The sequence below is a fragment of the Actinoplanes couchii genome (genome assembly GCF_016862075.1).
GTDB lineage: Bacteria > Actinomycetota > Actinomycetes > Mycobacteriales > Micromonosporaceae > Actinoplanes > Actinoplanes couchii.
In genome coordinates this window covers 94,419-113,032 of the sequence record NZ_BOMG01000092.1, presented here as the reverse complement: position 1 = coordinate 113,032, position 18,614 = coordinate 94,419, and the positions used below count along the sequence as shown (strand labels likewise).

Sequence of the window (18,614 nt, the reverse complement as noted above, 5' to 3'; positions counted from 1 at the left end):
GCGGTAGTCGCCGATGTCACCGGCCCGATGTGGATTCCGCACCACCGAACCCGTGCGGAATGCACAGTCCCAGGTGACGCAGCAGCCGCACCGACCGGTTGTCCTCGTGCTGGAGCAGCATCCGCAGCAGGTGGGTGGTGTCCCGGCGCTCCCGGCCCGGGTTGGCGAGCAGCCGCTTCGGGCGGACCCGGTCGCGGCCCAGGTCCACCGACGCCGAGACGGCCGCCGCCCGCTCGTGGTCCAGGCCCCGGGCCAACAGCTCCCGGGTGCCGGCGTAGATCTCCGGGGCGCCCATCAGATGCGGGTACGCCTCGGCCACCTCCAGGGTGCCGAGCATCGCCACCAGCACGTCGTCGGTCCGGACCCGCCGGGACTGCCGGCGGGCGATCACCTCGGCCTCCCAGCGCGCCCACATCAGCGGCGCCGGGGCGTAGATGAACGTGATCGGGACGATGCCGAAGGCCCGGAACTTCAGCCCCTTGAACGCCACCCGGCCGAGCAGCCGGTCCCGGCACTCGCGCAGCTCCGGCTTGACCGGGTCGGGACGCTCCGGAACCCGGCCGTCGCGGACCGCGGCCGGATCCACCCCGCACTCGGCGAGCATCAGCGCGGCGTGCGACCGGTCGTCGGCCAGCAGATCGCCGAGCGTCAGCGACTCCCCGTGCACGTCCGGGCCGGACCGGCGATCCGTCTCGGCCCGCAGCACGTGCCCCACGACGTTCGGGGTGACGTCGAAGCGGTTCAGCCGCTCCCGGACCCCGTCGTCGTGCAGGAGCAGGGCGGTCAGCAGGTGGTCGCTGCCCACTCTGCCGCGGGTCTCGTCGTTCTCGTCGGCGAGGGTCGCGGCGGAGCGTCGGATCTGGTCATCGGCCATGCACCGAACAGTAGGGATCCGCGGCCGCCGCCGCCTCGGGCGGGAGACGGACATCCGGCTCTACCGAAAGGCATAGGCGGCGCCCGCGGAGACGTCCGGCGGCCGGAATCCGGCGGCCTGCCGTTCCTCAACTCGGCCCGGGTGGTGCCGATCCCACCATTACGGCAAGTCAAGAGGGAGAAGGAATGGGCATCGGCGGGTTCTTCGACAACCGGTCACTGCGTTTCAAGATCGGGTCGGCGGCCGCGGCGGCCACCGCGGCCGGTCTGCTCGTCGGCGGCGTGGCCATCTCCACCATCGTCGATCTGAACGATCAGGCGGAACAGGAGCTGCGCCGGACCACCCTGATCGACAAATCGGTCGGCAACCTGGGCCGCAGCTTCGAGGCGTACATCGGCGGCGCGTCCGGTGTCCAGCTCTACCCGTCGATCGCGGCCGCGATCACCGCGGGCATGGAGCAGAACAAGAAGGACATCGAGGCGGCGCTGCAGAGTCTCGCCGCCGCGCTGCCCGGCGACCCGGCGGTCACCGCCATGCAGCAGGACTGGGCGAAGTTCCTCGAGTTCGTGACCACCGACCGCAGCAAGCTCAGCAAGACCGAGCTCGCCGCCGCCTTCGAGGAGTACAACACCCTCCACGGCGCCCTGACCGCCGACCAGGCCGCCCTGCAGGCGCGGGTGGAGGCCATGGTCGACCAGCGGGTCGCCGAGGCCGACCAGTCGGCGCGGGAGGCGATGTACCTGATCGGCGGCCTGCTCGCCAGTGGCGTCGGGCTCAGCCTGCTGATCGGTTTCCAGACGGCGTCGCGGGTCCGGCGTACCGTCAACGGGGTCTCGCACGTGGCCCAGGGTCTCGCCGACGGTGACCTGACCCGCACCACCGGGGTGACCAGCACCGACGAGATCGGCCGGATGGCGATCGCCCTGGACAAGGCGGTCGGCCGCCTGCGTGCCGACATCGTGCAGCTGGCCGGCAACGCCGGCAGCCTGCAGGGCTCGGCCGGGCAGCTCACCGCGGTCTCCGGCTCGGTCGACTCGGCCGCCGCCGAGGCGTCCACCCAGGCCCGCAACGTGTCCGACGCGGCCGCGGTGGTCTCCAACCACCTGCAGATCGTGTCGGCCGGCTCGCAGGAGATGGGTTCGGCGATCCGCGACATCAGCGTCTCCACCGCGGAGGCCACCGAGGTCGTCGCGCAGGCCGTCCGGGCCGCCGCGCAGACCAACGCGATGGTCGGCCGGCTCGGCGAGTCGTCCGCGGAGATCGCCACCGTGGTCAAGGTGATCACCGCGATCGCCGAGCAGACCAACCTGCTCGCCCTGAACGCCACCATCGAGGCCGCCCGCGCCGGTGAACTGGGCAAGGGCTTCGCGGTGGTGGCCGGTGAGGTCAAGGACCTGGCCCAGGAGACCGCCAAGGCGACCGAGGACATCTCCCGCCGGGTCGCGGCGATCCAGGACGACACCACCGGGGCGGTCCAGGCCATCGGCGAGATCTCCGAGATCATCGAGCGGGTCAACGGCCTGCAGCTGACCATCGCCTCGGCGGTGGAGGAGCAGACCGCGACCACGCAGGAGATGAACCGGACGCTCACCGACGCGGCCGGCAGCGCCGGTGACATCGCGAACACGATCACCGGGGTGTCGGCCGCGACCGGGCGTACCACCAGCTCGGCCAACGAGACCCGCAAGGCGGCGCAGGAGCTGACCTCGACCGCCGGGCAGCTCCAGGCCCTGGTGTCACGCTTCCGGTACTGACAGCTGACGCTGCGTCAGGTGGTGCCAGCACTACCCGAGAGGGTCGAGCTGGCACCATCGCGCGGGGTGGTGCGCGTCGAATACGGTCGGTCGCATGGTTGACCACCTGATGCCGCTGCTCTCCTCGCCGTGGCTCTACGTGATCGTCGTCGTGCTGGTGACCGTCGACGGGTTCCTGCCCGTCGTGCCGTCCGAGGTCGTCGTGATCAGCCTCGGCGCGCTGTCGGCGACCGGCCGGCCACACCTGCTCCTGCTGGGTGTGGCGGTGGTCGTCGGCGGGGTGACCGGTGACCGGGTGACCTATCTGCTCGGCCGGCGGGCCGGGGCGAGGTTCACCGGCGGGCGGCTGGCGATCGCCCGGCAGAAGGCGGAGGCGGCGCTGAGCCGGTTCGGCGGGGCCGCGATCCTGCTGGGCCGCTTCCTGCCGTACGGGCGGACGGCCACCGGCCTGGTCGCCGGGTCCGCGGCACTGCCGATCCTCCGGTTCGGCGCGGCCAGCCTGGTGGCGAGCATCGGCTGGGCGATCTACTCGATCGGTCTCGGCCGTCTGGGTGGCGAGCTGTTCGCCCACTCGCCGCTGCTCGGGGCCGGCTGCGGGATCCTCTTCGGGATGTCCCTGGCCGGTGTTTACGCGATCTGTGAGAAGCGACGGGCGTCGATCCGCGAACGCGAGCTGATCCGCACATAGCCTCGGAGGCATGTCCAACGCGTCGAGGCCGTTCGGGTTCGCCGTCGTGACGCTGCTCTACGCGGCTACCGGACTGTTCACGTGGCTCGTGGTGGTGGTGCTGCTGCCGGGCCGGCAACCGCTGCTGCTCACCCTCTACGCCGACGTCGCCGCCACGCTGCTGGTGTTCGCGGCCGCCACCGCGGCGGAGAACGCGAGCCTCTACGACCCGTACTGGAGCGTCGTCCCCGCGGTGATCGTGGTGGTGTGGATCCTGACGGCCGGCGGCGGGACCGCCCGGCAGCTGGCGGTGCTGCTGCTGGTGGCGGTCTGGGCGGTCCGGCTGACCGCCAACTGGGCCCGGTCCTGGCAGGGCCTGACCCACGAGGACTGGCGGTACGAACAGCTGCGCGAGGACGGCCCGCCCGGTGTCCCGTTCTGGCTGGTCAACCTGGTCGGTATCCATCTCGTGCCGACCCTGGTGGTCTTCGGCGGGCTGCTCGCGGTCTGGCCGGCCGTCACCGTCACCGACCGCGGGTTCGGTCTGCTGGACGTGCTGGCCGTGCTGGTGACCGCCGCCGCGATCCTGATCGAGACGACCGCCGACCGGCAGCTGCACCGGTTCGCCGCCGAGCCGGGGAATCGCGGCCGGATCATCGACGAGGGCCTGTGGCAGTACTCCCGGCACCCCAACTATCTGGGCGAGATCCTGTTCTGGTGGGGCCTGTGGCTGTTCGGCCTGGCCGCCGCCCCGTCCTGGTGGTGGACGGTCATCGGCCCGATCGGCATGGTGCTGCTGTTCGTCTTCGTCAGCGTCCCGATGATGGACCGCCGGTCGCTGGCCCGCCGCCCGGACTACGCCCGGCACATGCGCCGCGTTCCGGCCCTGCTGCCCCGCCGCCCGGCCGGCGACGACAACGCCCGCCACCGCCGCGACTGATCAGGCGGTCTTCTTGGTCTCGATCTCGGCGCGCAGATCGACGAACTCGGCGACCGCCGGGTCCTTCCGGGAGCCGAGCCAGATCAGCAGGCCGACGCTGCCCTCGTCGGCCCAGCTGCAGGCCGGGTGTTCACTGTCCTCGAACTCGACGAGACCGCACTTCGCGGCGCCGCCCAGGGGGCCGGGGCCGACGTCGTCCACGCCGAGCACGGTGATCTCGGCGTCGTTGAGCATCATGATCTGCCCGAGGGCCGTGCGCTCCTGATCGCGCTCGTCGGTCGGGCGGGCGAAGGCGAGCACCAGGACGTCGTCGCCGGCGCCCGCCGTGCCGTAGACCCGCACGAACGAATCGGTGATCTCGTCGTCATCGGCGATCTCCTTCTTCATTTCGGCGCTCCACGCGTCGAACTGCGCCCCGGTCACCGCGGGACGGCCGCCGAGGGCTGCCGGCTCCACGACGGAGACCGTCGTCTCTTTCGGCCCGCCGGTCTGCAGCCGGATGACGACGGCAGCGACGACGACGGCGCCGAGCGCGAGGGCGATCGCCGCCGGGATCAGGAAGCGGGACTTCCGGTTCGCCGGTGGGGTCGCGCTGTAGTACGGAGGGACGTCCAGAAGAGGGGGGTGCGACACGAGGTCAGGATCATAGTGGACGGTGTGGCAGGATCGGCGGTATGGGGCTGCGACCGGTCATGGTCAATATCAAGGCTGTGGACCACGTGGCCGTCGGGCGGTTCTGGGCCGGGGCGCTCGGCTGGACCGCGCACAGCCGGTCGACCACCTGGGTGGCGCCCGGCGACGAGTTCGTCTGGCCGGATCCGGTGGTGATCGGTGTCGACGTCGTCCCGGTGCCCGGGGCGAAGACCGCGAAAAATCAAGTGCACCTCGACTTGGCGTACGAGAAAGGCCTGGTGGACCGGGTTCGGGACCTCGGCGCCACACCCGTGGACATCGGGCAGGGCGACGTGCCGTGGACGGTCCTCGCCGACCCGGAGGGCAACGAGTTCTGCGTCCTGGAGCCCCGGGACGTCTACCGGGACACCGGGCCGATCGCCGCGATCGTGGTCGACAGCCCGGATCCGCGGGTGTCGGCCCGGTTCTGGGGCGCGGCGATCGACTGGACACCCCGGCAGGTCACCGGCGACTTCGCGGCGCTGCGCGCGGGATCCGGGGACGGGCCGTTCCTGGAGTTCCTGCGGGCGCCCGGTGGTGGCGATCGGCTGCATCTCGACCTGCTGCCCACGGACGAGCATGCCGAGGTGGAGCGGTTGCGGGCGCTCGGCGCTACCGATCTGGACGTGGGGCAGGGTGCTGTTCCGTGGACGGTTCTCGCCGATCCGGCCGGGCTCGGCTTCTGCGTGCTGAACCCGGAATGAGCGACGGGACTCGTTCCGCATACCGCGCATAGGAATCCCCTGGCGAGGACCGCAGATCATTCTCCTCGAAACGGATGCCGACCAGGATGCAACCGGTGGCGGCGGCCGCGAAGAACAGGTGACCCACGGTCATCCGCGGGGTCGCCCAGAACGCGACGACCAGCAGCCAGCCGGCGGCGTAGAGCACCCCGATCCGCTGTCGATCGCCAAGGCCGCCGGGACCGGCAGGCGGGCCGGTCCGTCCATTCCGCCGGCCAGGAAGATCACCGCCCAGACGACGCTACCGAGAAAGGCCGCATAGGCGACCAGCGCGTAGAACATGGTTCCAGCGTCGGCCGCCGGACGGGCCGCTGACCCATCAGCCCACTGTAGGGCCCGGCTCCCGCACGTGGTGGCGGCCGATCGGGAGCATCAGGGGCTTGCCGGAGACCGGGTCGATGATGACGGTGCTGTCCAGGCCGAACACCGCGCGTACACAGTCCTCGGTCAGCACCTCGGCGGGGTCGCCCGCCGCGTGCAGGCCGCCGTCGGCCAGGGCGATCAGGTGGTCCGCGTAGCGGGCCGCCAGGTTCAGGTCGTGCAGGACCATCACGATGGTGGTGCCGCGGTTGCGGTTCAGGTCGGTCAGCAGGTCCAGGACCTCGATCTGGTGGCTGACGTCCAGGAACGTGGTCGGCTCGTCGAGCAGCAGCACGTCGGTCTGCTGGGCCAGGGCCATCGCGATCCACACCCGCTGCCGCTGGCCGCCGGAGAGTTCGTCCACCGACCGGTCCGCCAGCGACGCGGTGTGCGTGGCGTCCAGGGCGGCGGCGACCGCCTTGTCGTCGTCGGCGTTCCAGCGGGACAGGATCCGCTGGTGCGGGTTGCGGCCCCGGCCGACCAGGTCGGCGACGGTGATGCCCTCCGGCGCGATCGGCGACTGGGGGAGCAGGCCGAGGGTGCGGGCCAGCTCCTTGGCGGGCATCCTGTGGACCTCGCGGCCGTCCAGCAGCACGTGGCCGCCGCGCGGGGCGAGCAGCCGCGACATGGAGCGCAGCAGCGTCGACTTGCCGCAGGCGTTGGCCCCGACGATCGCGGTGATCCTCCCGGGCGGCAGGAGCAGGTCGAGCGAGTCGATGACCACGCGGTCGGCGTACCCGACGGTCAGGGTTTCGACCTCGAGGGTGTGTTCGGTGGTCACAGTGAGCCTCCCGCGCGGTTGGTGCGCACCAACAGGAAGATGAGATAGGGAGCGCCGAGCACGCCGGTGACCACGCCGACCGGGAACCGGGTGTCGAAGGCGAACTGGCCGATGAAGTCGGCGAGCAGCACCAGCAGCGAGCCGACCACCGCGGACGGCAGCAGCAGCGAGCCGCCGGGGCCGACCATCCGGGCGGCGATCGGCCCGGCCAGGAAGGCGACGAACGCGATGGGGCCGGTGGCCGAGGTGGCGAACGCGATCAGGCCGACGGCGGCGACGATCGAGATCAGGCGGGTACGTTCCAGCCGGGTGCCGAGGGCCGCCGCGGTGTCGTCGCCGAGCTGCAGCATCGTCAGGTTGCGGGCCTGTACGAGCAGGATCGGCCCGAACACCGCCAGCGCCACCAGCACCGGGACGGCCTCGTCCCAGGTGGAGCCGTTGAGGCTGCCGTTGAGCCAGCGGGTGGCGGCCTGCAGGTCCCACTGCCCGGCCTGGTCGAGGACGTAGGAGGTGGCGCTGTTCAGCATGGCGGCGATGCCGATGCCGATCAGCACGAGCCGGGTGCCCGCCACCCCGTCCTTGAACGACAGCAGGTAGATGAGCACGGCGACACCGAGCGCGGCGACGATGGCGAACGCCGAGACACCCGCCTCACCGAGGTTCAGCACGATGATCGCGAAGGCGGCCGCGGCCCCGGCGGCGGAACTGATGCCGATGATGTCCGGGCTGGCCAGGGGGTTGCGCAGCATGGTCTGGAAGGTGACGCCGCCGATCCCGAAGCACAGCCCGGTGATCAGGGCCAGGACCGCGCGGGGCAGCCGCAGCTCACCCACGGTGAACGAGGCGCCGGGCACGGTCTCGCCGAGGAGCACCCGGAACACCTCGTCCGGGGTGTAGAAGGTCTGCCCGACCATCAGCGAGACGGCGAAGATCGCGACGACGGCCACGGTGAGGCCGCCGAGCACGGCCCGGCGGCGACGGCCGCGCCGGACCCGTCCCCGGGTGACGGCTTCGAGCGTCGTGGTGCTCACAACTCACGTACTTTCTGGCGGCGGACGATGTAGATGAAGAAGGGTGCGCCGATCAGGGCGGTGATGATGCCGGCCGCGATCTCGTCCGGCCGGTTCACCACCCGGCCGACCACGTCGGCGGCGGTCAGCAGGGCCGCGCCGACCAGCGTGGCGAACGGCATCAGCCACCGGTGGTCGAGGCCGACGAGCAACCGGCACATGTGCGGGACGATCAGGCCGACGAATGCGATCGGGCCGGCGATGGCCGTCGCGCCGCCGCACAGCACGACAGCGCCGAAGGCGGCGATGCCTCGGACCAGGGCGACCCGCTCACCGAGGCCGGCGGCGAGTTCGTCGCCGAGCGCGAGGGAGTTCAGGGCGCGAGCGCTGAGCAGACAGATGGCCAGGCCGCCGAGCAGGAACGGCAGCACCTGGACGATGCTGTCCCAGGACGCGCCGCCGACCCCGCCGACCTGCCAGGACTGGAAGTTCTCGGCGACGTCGCCGCGCGGTAGCACCACCGCGACGACCAGGGACGCCAGGGCGGCGGAGGTGGCCGCGCCGGCCAGTGCGATCTTGAGCGGGGTGGCCCCGCCCCGGCCGAGCGAGCCGACCCCGTAGACGAACAGGGCGGAGATCGCGGCGCCGGCGATCGCGGCCCAGATGTACTGGGTGGCGGTGACCAGGCCGACGGTGGTCATGCCCACGGCGATGGCGAGCATGGCGCCCATGTTGACGCCGAGGATGCCGGGGTCGGCGAGCGGGTTGCGGGTGACACCCTGCATCACCGTGCCGGACAGGGCCAGGGCCGCGCCGACCAGGGCGGCCAGGACGGTCCGCGGGATGCGTTTGACCACCGCGGCCTGGTTGAGGGTCTCATCGGTGCCGCCGAACGCGGCGACGATGTCGGACCAGCCGACGATGCGGGAGCCGAAGGCCACCGACGCCAGCATGACGAGGACGAGCACGGCCAGGACGACGAGGAGCCACCCCAGACGCACCCGGGCCGGGCGCCGCAGTGTCGCGACGTCCGGCCCTGTGGCTGATGTCATCAGATCTTGTCGGCCGCGGCGCCGAGCAGGTCGACGTAGTCCTTCAGCACGAAGGAGACGGCGAGCGGGGTCGGGTTGGCGGCGGTGGCCACCGGGGTGCTGCCGGGCAGCGACACGAACGAGCCGCGGGCGATCGCCGGGACCTTCGAGAGCAGCGGGTCCTTCTGCAGCGTGGCGAGCGTGGTGCCCTTCTCGTCGGCGTAGGTCACGATGATGTCGACGTCGCTGAGGTTCTGGACCTGCTCGGCGCTCTGGGTGAGGCTGAACTCCTCGGTGGTGGAGGAGGCCTTCTCGATGCTGGCCGGGTGCTTCATCCCGAGGTCGGTGAAGAACTGCGCGCGGGTGTCGTGCGTGGTGTAGAAGCTGATCTTGCTGAGGTCGGTCGGGTCGATGTGGGTCAGGAACATCACCGACTTGCCGGCCAGCTTCGGGTAGCGGGCCGCCTCGGCCTTCATCTCCCCTTCGATCCTGGTGATCAGCGCGTCGCCCTCGGTCGCCAGGCCCAGGGCCTTGCTCTCCAGCTTGATGCTGTCGCGCCACGAGGTCGCCCACGGCTTCTTCGGGTACGCCACGACCGGCGCGATCTTGCTCAGCGTGTCGTAGTCCTGCTGGGTCAGACCCGAGTAGGCGGCCAGGATCACGTCCGGCTTGGTGTTGGCGACACCCTCGAAGTCGATGCCGTCGGTCTCGTCGAACAGGACCGGGGTCGGCGCGCCGAGTTCCTTGAGCTTCGCGGCGTCCCACGGCAGCAGGCCGTCGCCGTCCTCGTCACCGAAGTTGGCCTTGGCGTAGCCGACCGGGACGATGCCCAGGGCCAGCGGGACCTCGTGGTTGGCCCAGTTGACGGTGGCGACCCGTTCGGGCTTCTTCTCGATGGTGGTGGTGCCGAAGGCGTGCTCGACAGTGATCGGGAACGAGACGGAGGCGGCGCTGCCGGAGGCGGCGGGCTTCTCCTCGCTGTCGGACGAGCCACAGGCGGCCAGGGCCAGTGCGGTGGTCGCGGCGACGATTCCGGCAAGGAACCGGGATGCACGCATGCTATGAACTCCCAAACTTTACTGATAAGGCTTGGCTAACCTAACAGTAAGAGTTTTCGCAGTTCGACCCCACCCATAAAGTTGACGCTTCAACCTTTCCGGCCTACCGTTCGACCATGACCAACCCCGTCGTGGCCACCGCCGGCTCCACCGACCCGGCCGCTCCGCTCGTCGTCCTGCTGCACGGGCGCGGCTCGCACGAGCAGGAGATCCTCGGGCTCGCCGGGCACCTGCCCGCGGACTGTGCCTACGCCGCGGTGCGCGCCCCGATCGCCGAGGGCGGCGGCTTCGCCTGGTTCGCCAACCGGGGCATCGGCCGGCCGGTCCCGGAGTCGCTGCGGGCGAACGTCGACTGGTTCCGGGCCTGGCTCGACACCGCCGCCCCGGCCGGGCGCCCGGTGGTCCTGATCGGCTTCAGCGGGGGAGCGGCCTTCGCCGGCGGCCTGCTGCTCGACGACCCGCAGCGGTGGGCGGGGGCCGCGATCCTCTACGGCACCCTGCCGTTCGACGCCGGTGTCCCCACCGGGCCCGGCCGGCTCGACGGCGTCCCGGTCTTCGTCGCCCAGGGCGACCACGACACCGTCATCCCCCGTGAGCTGCTCGATCGCACCTGGAACTACGTCCGGGACGAGTCCGGCGCGACCGCCACCACCCGCCGTGACCCGGTAGGCCACAGCATCGCCGCACCAGCCCTGACAGCGCTTTCCGCATGGATTCACCGGATCGGCTGACAAACGATGTTTGCCCTCCGGCAAGCATGGGAAACGGGGTTGTCGTTCCAGCCCCGCCCCGGTTCTCACGCTCGCCCGAGGAGCACAGCATGACCGTCATGACCGCCACACGCAGCGAGTCCGCCGCCAGCACCGAGCCGGCCAGCGAACTGATCAACACGATGGCGGCCCTGCCGGCCGGCCACCCGTCCCGGGCCCGGCTGCGCGACCAGGCCATCGAGGCGTGGATGCCGCTCGCCCGGCACCTCGCCAACCGCTACGCCAACCGGGGCGAACCCCGCGACGACCTGCACCAGGTCGCCCTCCTCGGCCTGATCAAGGCGGTCGACCGGTTCGAGGCCGACCGGGGCGTCGACTTCGCCGGCTTCGCCATCCCGACGATCGTCGGTGAGCTCAAGCGCCACTTCCGGGACAAGACCTGGTCGGTACGGGTGCCGCGCCGCCTGCAGGAGCTGCGCCTCGCGATCACCGGCGCCAACAGCACGCTCAGCCACACCCTGGGCCGCTCGCCGACCGTCACCGACATCGCCGACTACCTCAACATCAGCGAGGACGAGGTCCTGGAAGGCCTCGAGGGCGCCCGCGCCTACAACTCGACGAGCCTCGCCACCCCGGTCACCGAGGGCGGCACCGAACTCGGCGAGACCCTCGGCAGCGAGGACACCGGCTTCGCGGAGGCCGAGGCCCGCATCGCCCTCGGCCCGGCCCTGGCCAGCCTCGACGAGCGCGAGCAGAAGATCGTCAGCCTGCGCTTCTACGGCAACCTGACGCAGAGCCAGATCGCCGAGCAGATCGGCATCTCGCAGATGCACGTGTCCCGCCTGCTGGCCAAGGCGCTCACCAAGCTCCGGAGCCAGCTGGACGGAGCCATCGCCTGACATCATCAGCTGGTGGACGTACGACAGCTGGGTGTTGAATTCTTCGACCGCCTCAACCGTCATGATCCGCTGGGCGCGAGCCTGGTCGGGTTGACCACCTACGACGCGTTCCTCCCCGATCCGCGTCACTCGGCCGACCTGGCCGCCGCACGGTATTTCCGTGCGGTGGCCAGGTCGGCCTCTTCTCTTGCTGTCGGGGCCTCTTCTCTTGCTGTCGACGACACCGACCGGGACGTCCTGCGCTGGATGGCCGACGCCGCCGCCGACGAGGCCGAACACTGTCTGTGGGAGGCGAACGCGTCGGCGATGGTCTACGGCTCGCCGCAGGCGTCGTACTTCATGGCCGGTGGTGATCAGCGACTGCCTGGCGCGGCCGCGTTCTTCGACGGCCTCGCCGACCGGTACCGCGACGCCGCGTCCCGGGGCCGGCCCAGCACCCGGTTCGGGTTGCAACAGGCCGCGGCCCAGCTGGACGCTCACCTGGAGCGTCCCGTTCCCGTTCTGCCGGCCGGCGTTCGCGCGGCCATGATCCGGCTCCGCGACGCCTACCTCGGTGAGCTGTCCGAGAACGCCCGTGACGACGAGCACGCCGGCATCCTGGCGGTGCGCGGGGGAGAGGCCGGTTACCGCGCCGCCGTCGCCGCCCACACCACCCTGCCGTCGACCCCGCGCGAGGTCCACGACCTGGGCCTGTCCCTCCTCGCCGATCTGGACGAGCAGTGGTCGACGATCGGCAAGGAGGCTTTCGGCATCACCGACCCGGTTGCGGTACGGGCGAAGCTGCGCGACGACCCGTCCCTCCGGTTCACCACCGCCGCCGAGATCATGGCGACGGTGGCCGCGGCGCTGGACCGGGTGTCCGCCCGCACGCCCGAGATCACCGCGCTCGCCGCGTCCGCCCCGTGCGCGTTCGCCGAGGTCCCGCCCGAGGACGCGGACTCGGCCCCGGCCGCCTACTACCGCCCGCCCGCGGTCGACGGCAGCCAGCCCGGCACCGTCTTCATCCACACCGCGGATCCCGGGCAGCGCTCCCGTTTCGCCCTGGAGGCGCTCACGTTCCACGAGGCGGTCCCCGGCCACCACTTCCAGATCGTCGCCGCCCAGGGTCTGACCGAACTACCTGATTTCCGCCGGTACGTGGACACCAGGCTCGGTGCCTACGTCGAGGGCTGGGCCCTGTACGCCGAACAGCTGGCCGACGAGATGGGCCTGTACTCGTCCCCGCTGACCCGTCTGGGCCGGGTGTCCCTGGCCGCGCTGCGAGCCGCCCGCCTGGTCACGGACACCGGCCTGCACGCGTTCGGCTGGTCCCGCCGGCAGTCCCGGGACTTCCTGACAGCCGGCACGGTGATGTCAAGCCGCGACGTACGCCAGGAGACCGACCGTTACATCGCCTGGCCCGGTCAGGCCCTGGCGTACAGCGTCGGCGCCCGCGAGATCCTGCGCCTGCGGGAGTCCGCACGCACGTCCCTGGGCAGCCGTTTCGACCTGGCCGCTTTCCACGACCAGGTCCTCGGAGCCGGCATCGTCCCGATGACGGTCCTGTCCACGATCATCAACCGCTGGGCCGCTGCTTAGGGGACACCTCAGGGATTCCGCGGGATGTGCCGTCGTCCCGCCCGGCCGTAGCGTCGGCGTCATGACGGCACCCACCCGTTTCACCAGGCCGCTGCAGAACCTGGTCGTGGCCTGCTCGCTGGCCTTCGTGATCGGTACCGCACTGCAGGCTTTCGTCATCATCGACGAACAGGCCATCTTCGACATAATGCGCACCGCCGGTGCGTCGCCGGAGCAGGCCGCGACCGACGCGCCCGGCTTCCTGCTCGGCTTCCGCGCCGTGGGCTGCGTCTACCTGCTGGGCAACATGGTCGGCCTGCTGGCCCGAACCGGCCGGCCCGCAGTGTTCTGGACAGTCCTGGCGGTGAACCTGACCCAGGCGGCCGGCGTGGTAGTCATCCCACCGGAAGTCTTCGAGGTGACCCTGACCCGTTTCGGCCCAGCAGGCCTGCTCCCGTCCTACCTGACCGACGGCGGAGCAGCCCTGCTGACCCTGCTGCTCCTGACATCCCTCGCCAGATTCCGAACCCCGTGGGCCCACCAGTGAACCCCCGCGTCACCCCACCCGGAGCCCTCCACCCGCGACCGGCATGCGGAACATGCCTTGGGCCGGTCGGCTGTCCGGGGCCGGGACGGATCGAACCGTTCATCGGTGTCCGGCGGGCGAGCGGTGAGAGCCGCCATCGGCCCGGCGGTCGCCGAACGATCCGGGGTGGCGTCCCGCCTCGCGTGACGAGGCGGGACGGGCCGTTGCTTCTGCGGAGATGAGAAGCGTACAAAAAAGAGGGTCAGGGGTTGACTTTCCAGTCCTGGACGTCGATTTGGCTTCCGCCGTAGCGGGGAGTGAAGATGCTCAGGGTGTTCGTCGACTTCAGGCGCTGGTGGTCGATCAGCGGGTCGGAGAAATAGATCGCCGACGACGTGTAACGGATCGTCCAATCGGTCCACGTCGACGCCTTCGACGCCGTCTGGATGTGCAGCTTCTTCGTGCTCGAATCGCCGCTGACCACATACAGATTGTCGGCTGAATCCACCGCTATGTCGCCTCGGGACGAGCGCTCCAGGAACGGGGTGTAGACCTGGTGCCAGGCCTTGCTCGCCTTGTCCCGCCAATAGTGCACCAGGACCGCGGTCTCCCGGGCAGCCGTGAAATCGGTGTTGTCGGCGGACGACGCGGGCAGGTGTGAGGCGAGCACGTGCACGATGCCTGCCGCGTCCACCACCTGCGACTCCTGGTTGATCAGGCCCCGGTTCTGGCCGATTCCCCACACCTTCAGCGTGCTCGCATCGGCCTTCAGCGGGCCGGCCAGCACAGTTCCGGCATTGTTGCGCCAGGTGCGGCCCTTGTCCCTGCTGTACGCGTAGTACAGATCGTGATTGGTGCTGGCGTTCGACGTCTCCCGCACCGTCCACGTGGCGTGCAGCAGCGGATTCGACGGGTCGACATTGTCGTACTCGATGCCGAACAGATAGGCGTTGTTCCCGGCCGTGGTGCCGTCGATGAACGTGCCGACATGGGTCCAGGCGCCGCCGGCGTACTCGTACAGGACCTCGTCGCCCGTCCCGCTGTATCCGGTCCGGATCGCCATCTGCAGGGTGCCGTCGGGGTGGGCGAAGAACTGCGGATAGGTGACCACGTCCATCGCGGTGGCGGTCAACTTCGTCTGCACCGCCCCGAAACCACTGGTGGACCAGGTCGCCGCGGTGGCCAGCCCGGCCACCGATTTGCGGTAACGGAACTGCGACGAGTGGGTGTCGAACGCCAGATGAATGGTGCCGTCGGACGGGGCGATGCCGATGCTGATGGTGTTGTGCGAATCGGTCGACGTGGTCACGTAATCGGTCAGCCGCAGATGCGACCAGGCACCGGACGGCACCTGCCGGCGGGACAGGTTCACGTAGCCGCTCTGGTCCCAGAACGCCGCATACTGCCAATTGCCGTACGTGACGATGCCGTCCTGCTGGAACGACTCGCCGTTCATGTAACCGGTGTAGGTCAGGGCGGTCCGCCCCGACGTGGTCAGGACGGTGGTGGTACACCGCGGTGACGGTCGGCGCGGCGGCGGTGGCCGGATGGCCGGGAATCGTCGCGGCGACGACCGCGCACACCAGCGCCAGGGGAATGGATCGTTTCATGTGCACCTCGAAGGGGATTCGGGGGAAGGTGCTGTGGTGAGGAAACTATAGAGGGCGTTCACTGCCTCCCGTCCGGCCCGATTGGCGCCCACCGTCGACTGCGACGGCCCGAAACCGACCAGGTGGACCCGCGGATCGGCGGCCACCCGGGTGCCGATCAGGCGGATGCCGCCCTGCTCGTTGCGCAGGTGCAGCGGGTCGAGGTGGGCCAGCGACGCCTTGAACCCGGTCGCCCACAGGATCGTGTCGACGGTGGTGAACGAGCCGTCCGCCTCGCGCACCCCGTACGGTTCGATCCCGGTGAACATCGGCCGCCGATCGAGCGCGCCACGGTCCCGGGCCGCGACCGCGTAGGGCGTCCAGATCAGCCCGGTGTACGACACCACACTCCCGGTCGGGCGCCCCGCCTCGACGTCGGCGGTCACCTTCGTGATGGTCTCCCGCCCGGCCACCTCGGGTTCGAACGCCTCGCGGAAGACCGGCTCGCGCCGCGTGTACCAGAACGTCTTCGCCACCCGGGAGATCTCTTCGATCAGCTGTACGGCGGTGATGCCGCCGCCGACGACCGCGACCCGTCTCCCGGCGAACTCCGGCGCGGCGACGTACTCCCGGGCGTGCAGTTGCCGCCCGGTGAACGTGTCCGAGCCCGGGTACTCGGGCCGGACCGGGTTGTCCCAGGTCCCGGTGGCGTTGATGACCGCCCGGGTGGCCCACGGCCCGCGATCGGTCTCGACGATCAGCCCACCGTCCGGCCCGTCGTGCACCGACGTGACCCGCACCGGCCGTTCGATCGGCAGCTCGGCCTGCTCCTCGAAGGACGCGAAATATCTGGGTACGGCGGTCCGGCTCGGTTCGCCCGGATCGATGGGCGGTTTCGGAAACCCCGGCAGGTCGAAGATCCCGTTGACGGTGGCCATCCGCAGCGACTCCCACCGCTCCCGCCACGCCCCACCGGCCCCGTCCGACGCATCCAGCACGACGAACGTAGAGCCGCCGGAAGAATCTTGAAGTGCGCTGCCGAACCCACGCCGCCGGAGGTGGTAGCCAGCCGAGAGTCCCGACTGCCCACCACCCACGACCACCAACTTCGCCGTCCTCATGGGCACCAGAACCAGCCCGCGACAACCGCTATTTCCACCCCGATCCCGATGTGATCAGGACCGCCTCATTCTGTCGCTGGGCATGCCGACAAGCTGGAATCAGTCCCGGGGAGGTACCGTGCGCGTTCGTCCGGGGTGAAGTCACGTCCCACCCGATCACAGATCAGCCGAGCCTTCTCCCTGGCGGTCGTTGCCGACGGGATCATCCCGGCAGCGACCGCCCAGAATCGCACGGTCCCATCAGCGCCGGCGCTAGCGAGTTGTCTATTGTCTGGGCTGTAGGCCAACGCATACACCTGGTCGGTGTAAGTGGACAGCGGTCGAGATTCTCCGGTCGCCAGATCCCATATCCGGATTCCGCCACCGCTACTAGGGATGGCGATTCTTTTACCGTCTGGGCTATAGGACACCGCATGCACCTGACCGGTGCAAGTGGACAGCATTCTGGATTCGCCGGTCGCCAGATCCCATATCCAGATTCCGCCATCGCTGCTGCTGCTAGCGAGTTGTCGACCGTCTGGGCTGTAGGCCACCGCATGCACCTGGTCGTTGCTGCCGAACGAGGCTCGGATACTGCCGGTCGCCAGGTCCCATATCCGGATTCCGCCATCATTGCTGGTACTGGCCAGTTGTCGACCGTCTGGGCTGTAGGCCACCGCATACACAGGACCGTTGCTGCCGAACGAGGCTCGGATACTGCCGGTCGCCAGATCCCACATCCGGATTCCACCATCACTACTGCCGCTGGCGAGGTGTTTACCGTCGGGACTGTAGGCCACCGCGTTCACCTGGCCAGTATGGTTGGTCAGGGGCCGGGATCCGCCGGTCGCCAGATCCCATACTCGGACCGTCTCGTCGAAGCCGGCTCCGGCAACGAGCCGGCCGTCTGGGCTGATCGCCAGCGCTCGAACGGGTTTCGGGCTACCGGTTAGATAACGGGTGATGGGCTGATCGGTAGCGCTACTGAGGCTTTCGGCGGCCTCATCGGTTTGACTAGTTCGATAGGCCTGGACAGCCAGCAGATCGGCAACTACCGGATTGGTGGACCGAAGACCTTTCGATTGCGCAGCGAGCTGCTTCGACCGCGATACCTGGTCACCGGCGATGGGCCACCGCAAGGCCGCTGCACTGGCGGCAACGAGGACCACCGTGAGCAGACCTGCCAACGCCCAGTCCAGACGCCGCCCGGATTTCCGGCCGAATTGCTCCGCACACTTTGCGGCGGTCGGTGCCAGATCGATGAACATTCTGGACCGTGCTGGATCTTTGTCGGCGAGATGCTGAGAACAGCCGGTCACGACAGCGCTGCGAGTCGGCGTCGGAGCCGAAAGCTGTGCGATTCTGGCCCTGGCCTGAGCCAGGCTTGCTGCGGGGTTCAGGGCCATCCCGGCGACTGCGCCTATTTCGGCGAGCCGGAGGATGCGGCGTTCCTCTGCGGTCAGTTCGATCGGCAGGTCGTCTCGTATGGTCACGACGTCCCTTCCAGATAGTCCTTCACCAGCCTCCGAGCCCGGAGCAGGTGGTTGCGCGCCGTGGATGGCTTCAAGCCGAGTTCACGGGCGACCTCGTTCGGTGTGTAGCCCTCGATGATCCGGAGCATGATGTGCCGGGCCTGCGGGGACAGCTTTTCCTTGATGAACTTCATCGCCTGAGCCGCCTCGTCGCCGTCCATCACCGTTTTCTCGACGTCGCTGCCACAGTTCCACCGGCCGGCTCCGGGCATGAATCCGAAACTGATCCGCTGACGAATGCCGGCCTGCCGGAAACGGCTGATCACCTCCCGGTGCAGGGCGACGAAGGTGTAATTGCTCCGGGTTCGCCAGTCGATCGCCTCCCACCTTTCCCAGATCTTGATCAGAACGTCCTGGACCAGTTCGGGAGCGGAGTCGCGAGGGCATCCGAGGACGATGGCCCGGGCCACTAGGCGGTTGTGGATTCGTAGATAAAATTGGTCATAGGTGTCCTGCTGGAGATTGAGTGGAAGATCAGGCGGATCAGACGGCTTGACAGCCTGCTCCATCGTCAATCCTCTCGACCCTGCGGCCGGTCACGGACGGCGTGGATCTCGGTGCCGGTTCCGTGCTGGTCATGGATCCGGACCGCGATGGCGGTAGTCGTTTCGGGCAACTCCCGGAGTGCGCTGCGCACGGTGCGGCGCATCGCGTTTCCCCGCACATATATCACCAACGACTGCACCAATCCATTGGTGATGCTCACTAAAAGCGCGGCCTTCCAGTCCATCTCTGCTCCCTTGCATCCGTGCAGCTCCGCACGGGTGTCACGGGGATATACGCACGGTCGGCCAAAGCGTCTAACTCAAAG

At 69.6% G+C, this 18,614-nt stretch carries 19 protein-coding genes; 8 read left to right on the top strand and 11 right to left on the bottom strand.

Annotated elements, in window-relative coordinates:
• Positions 1-16: 16 nt before the first annotated feature.
• Entirely contained in the window at positions 17-874 is an 858-nt protein-coding gene (locus Aco03nite_RS36535) for a Clp protease N-terminal domain-containing protein (RefSeq protein ID WP_203804415.1), read from the bottom strand.
• A gap of 185 nt (positions 875-1,059) precedes the next feature.
• On the opposite strand from Aco03nite_RS36535, the gene Aco03nite_RS36530 reads away from it, so the two are divergent.
• The 3 genes from Aco03nite_RS36530 to Aco03nite_RS36520 all read left to right on the top strand — a co-directional run bounded on the left by Aco03nite_RS36530 (position 1,060) and on the right by Aco03nite_RS36520 (position 4,235).
• Positions 1,060-2,628, top strand: coding sequence for a methyl-accepting chemotaxis protein (locus tag Aco03nite_RS36530; RefSeq protein ID WP_203804413.1), 1,569 nt, complete (start codon positions 1,060-1,062; stop codon positions 2,626-2,628).
• A gap of 94 nt (positions 2,629-2,722) precedes the next feature.
• The gene (locus tag Aco03nite_RS36525) at positions 2,723-3,316 is read left to right on the top strand and encodes a DedA family protein (protein ID WP_203804411.1); all 594 of its coding nucleotides are present in this window, start codon (positions 2,723-2,725) and stop codon (positions 3,314-3,316) included.
• 10 nt (positions 3,317-3,326) lie between these two features.
• Positions 3,327-4,235 (top strand): DUF1295 domain-containing protein, encoded by a 909-nt coding sequence (locus Aco03nite_RS36520; RefSeq protein WP_203804409.1) that lies wholly within the window; start codon positions 3,327-3,329, stop codon positions 4,233-4,235.
• Here Aco03nite_RS36520 and Aco03nite_RS36515 read toward each other — a convergent pair whose 3' ends face one another.
• Positions 4,236-4,868 carry a hypothetical protein gene (locus tag Aco03nite_RS36515; RefSeq protein WP_203804407.1) on the bottom strand — a complete coding sequence of 211 codons (633 nt, stop codon included), beginning with the start codon at positions 4,866-4,868 and terminating at the stop codon, positions 4,236-4,238. It lies immediately after the preceding gene.
• 41 nt (positions 4,869-4,909) lie between these two features.
• On the opposite strand from Aco03nite_RS36515, the gene Aco03nite_RS36510 reads away from it, so the two are divergent.
• Positions 4,910-5,611, top strand: a complete 702-nt coding sequence (locus tag Aco03nite_RS36510) for a VOC family protein (protein ID WP_203804405.1) — start codon at positions 4,910-4,912, stop codon at positions 5,609-5,611.
• A gap of 358 nt (positions 5,612-5,969) precedes the next feature.
• On the opposite strand, the gene Aco03nite_RS36505 is transcribed toward Aco03nite_RS36510, so the two are convergent.
• Genes Aco03nite_RS36505 through Aco03nite_RS36490 form a run of 4 tightly spaced genes read right to left on the bottom strand, consistent with a single transcriptional unit; the run spans position 5,970 to position 9,890 of the window.
• Entirely contained in the window at positions 5,970-6,791 is an 822-nt protein-coding gene (locus Aco03nite_RS36505; protein WP_203804403.1) for an ABC transporter ATP-binding protein, read from the bottom strand.
• Positions 6,788-7,822 (bottom strand): FecCD family ABC transporter permease, encoded by a 1,035-nt coding sequence (locus tag Aco03nite_RS36500; RefSeq protein ID WP_203804401.1) that lies wholly within the window; start codon positions 7,820-7,822, stop codon positions 6,788-6,790. Before Aco03nite_RS36500 ends, Aco03nite_RS36505 begins: the two co-directional genes overlap by 4 nt.
• A complete protein-coding gene (locus Aco03nite_RS36495; RefSeq protein ID WP_203804399.1) occupies positions 7,819-8,853 on the bottom strand; it encodes a FecCD family ABC transporter permease in 1,035 nt (344 codons plus the stop codon). The genes Aco03nite_RS36500 and Aco03nite_RS36495 overlap by 4 nt, the downstream gene beginning before the upstream one ends.
• The gene (locus Aco03nite_RS36490) at positions 8,853-9,890 is read right to left on the bottom strand and encodes an iron-siderophore ABC transporter substrate-binding protein (RefSeq protein WP_203804396.1); all 1,038 of its coding nucleotides are present in this window, start codon (positions 9,888-9,890) and stop codon (positions 8,853-8,855) included. Before Aco03nite_RS36490 ends, Aco03nite_RS36495 begins: the two co-directional genes overlap by 1 nt.
• Before the next feature lie 116 nt (positions 9,891-10,006).
• Between Aco03nite_RS36490 and Aco03nite_RS36485 the strand changes: the two genes are divergently transcribed.
• The 4 genes from Aco03nite_RS36485 to Aco03nite_RS36470 all read left to right on the top strand — a co-directional run bounded on the left by Aco03nite_RS36485 (position 10,007) and on the right by Aco03nite_RS36470 (position 13,603).
• Entirely contained in the window at positions 10,007-10,621 is a 615-nt protein-coding gene (locus tag Aco03nite_RS36485) for an alpha/beta hydrolase (RefSeq protein ID WP_203804393.1), read from the top strand.
• Between the two features lie 89 nt (positions 10,622-10,710).
• Positions 10,711-11,499 carry an RNA polymerase sigma factor SigF gene (locus Aco03nite_RS36480; RefSeq protein WP_203804390.1) on the top strand — a complete coding sequence of 263 codons (789 nt, stop codon included), beginning with the start codon at positions 10,711-10,713 and terminating at the stop codon, positions 11,497-11,499.
• A 12-nt stretch (positions 11,500-11,511) separates the two neighbouring features.
• Complete coding sequence (locus tag Aco03nite_RS36475) at positions 11,512-13,077, top strand: DUF885 domain-containing protein (protein ID WP_203804388.1); 1,566 nt, start codon at positions 11,512-11,514, stop codon at positions 13,075-13,077.
• A gap of 61 nt (positions 13,078-13,138) precedes the next feature.
• Positions 13,139-13,603: a hypothetical protein gene (locus Aco03nite_RS36470; protein ID WP_203804385.1), complete on the top strand. Its 465-nt coding sequence runs from the start codon at positions 13,139-13,141 to the stop codon at positions 13,601-13,603.
• A gap of 241 nt (positions 13,604-13,844) precedes the next feature.
• Here the strand turns inward: Aco03nite_RS36470 and Aco03nite_RS36465 are convergent, their stop codons facing one another.
• The 5 genes from Aco03nite_RS36465 to Aco03nite_RS36445 form a co-directional block, all read right to left on the bottom strand.
• Positions 13,845-15,038, bottom strand: coding sequence for a BNR repeat-containing protein (locus Aco03nite_RS36465; RefSeq protein ID WP_203804382.1), 1,194 nt, complete (start codon positions 15,036-15,038; stop codon positions 13,845-13,847).
• Between the two features lie 150 nt (positions 15,039-15,188).
• The gene (locus tag Aco03nite_RS36460; RefSeq protein WP_203804378.1) at positions 15,189-16,292 is read right to left on the bottom strand and encodes an NAD(P)-binding domain-containing protein; all 1,104 of its coding nucleotides are present in this window, start codon (positions 16,290-16,292) and stop codon (positions 15,189-15,191) included.
• Positions 16,293-16,357: 65 nt separating this feature from the next.
• A complete protein-coding gene (locus Aco03nite_RS36455; RefSeq protein WP_203804375.1) occupies positions 16,358-17,764 on the bottom strand; it encodes a WD40 repeat domain-containing protein in 1,407 nt (468 codons plus the stop codon).
• A complete protein-coding gene (locus tag Aco03nite_RS36450; protein ID WP_203804372.1) occupies positions 17,761-18,312 on the bottom strand; it encodes an RNA polymerase sigma factor in 552 nt (183 codons plus the stop codon). Before Aco03nite_RS36450 ends, Aco03nite_RS36455 begins: the two co-directional genes overlap by 4 nt.
• A gap of 2 nt (positions 18,313-18,314) precedes the next feature.
• Positions 18,315-18,533, bottom strand: a complete 219-nt coding sequence (locus Aco03nite_RS36445) for a hypothetical protein (protein WP_203804368.1) — start codon at positions 18,531-18,533, stop codon at positions 18,315-18,317.
• Between the last annotated feature and the right edge of the window lie 81 nt (positions 18,534-18,614).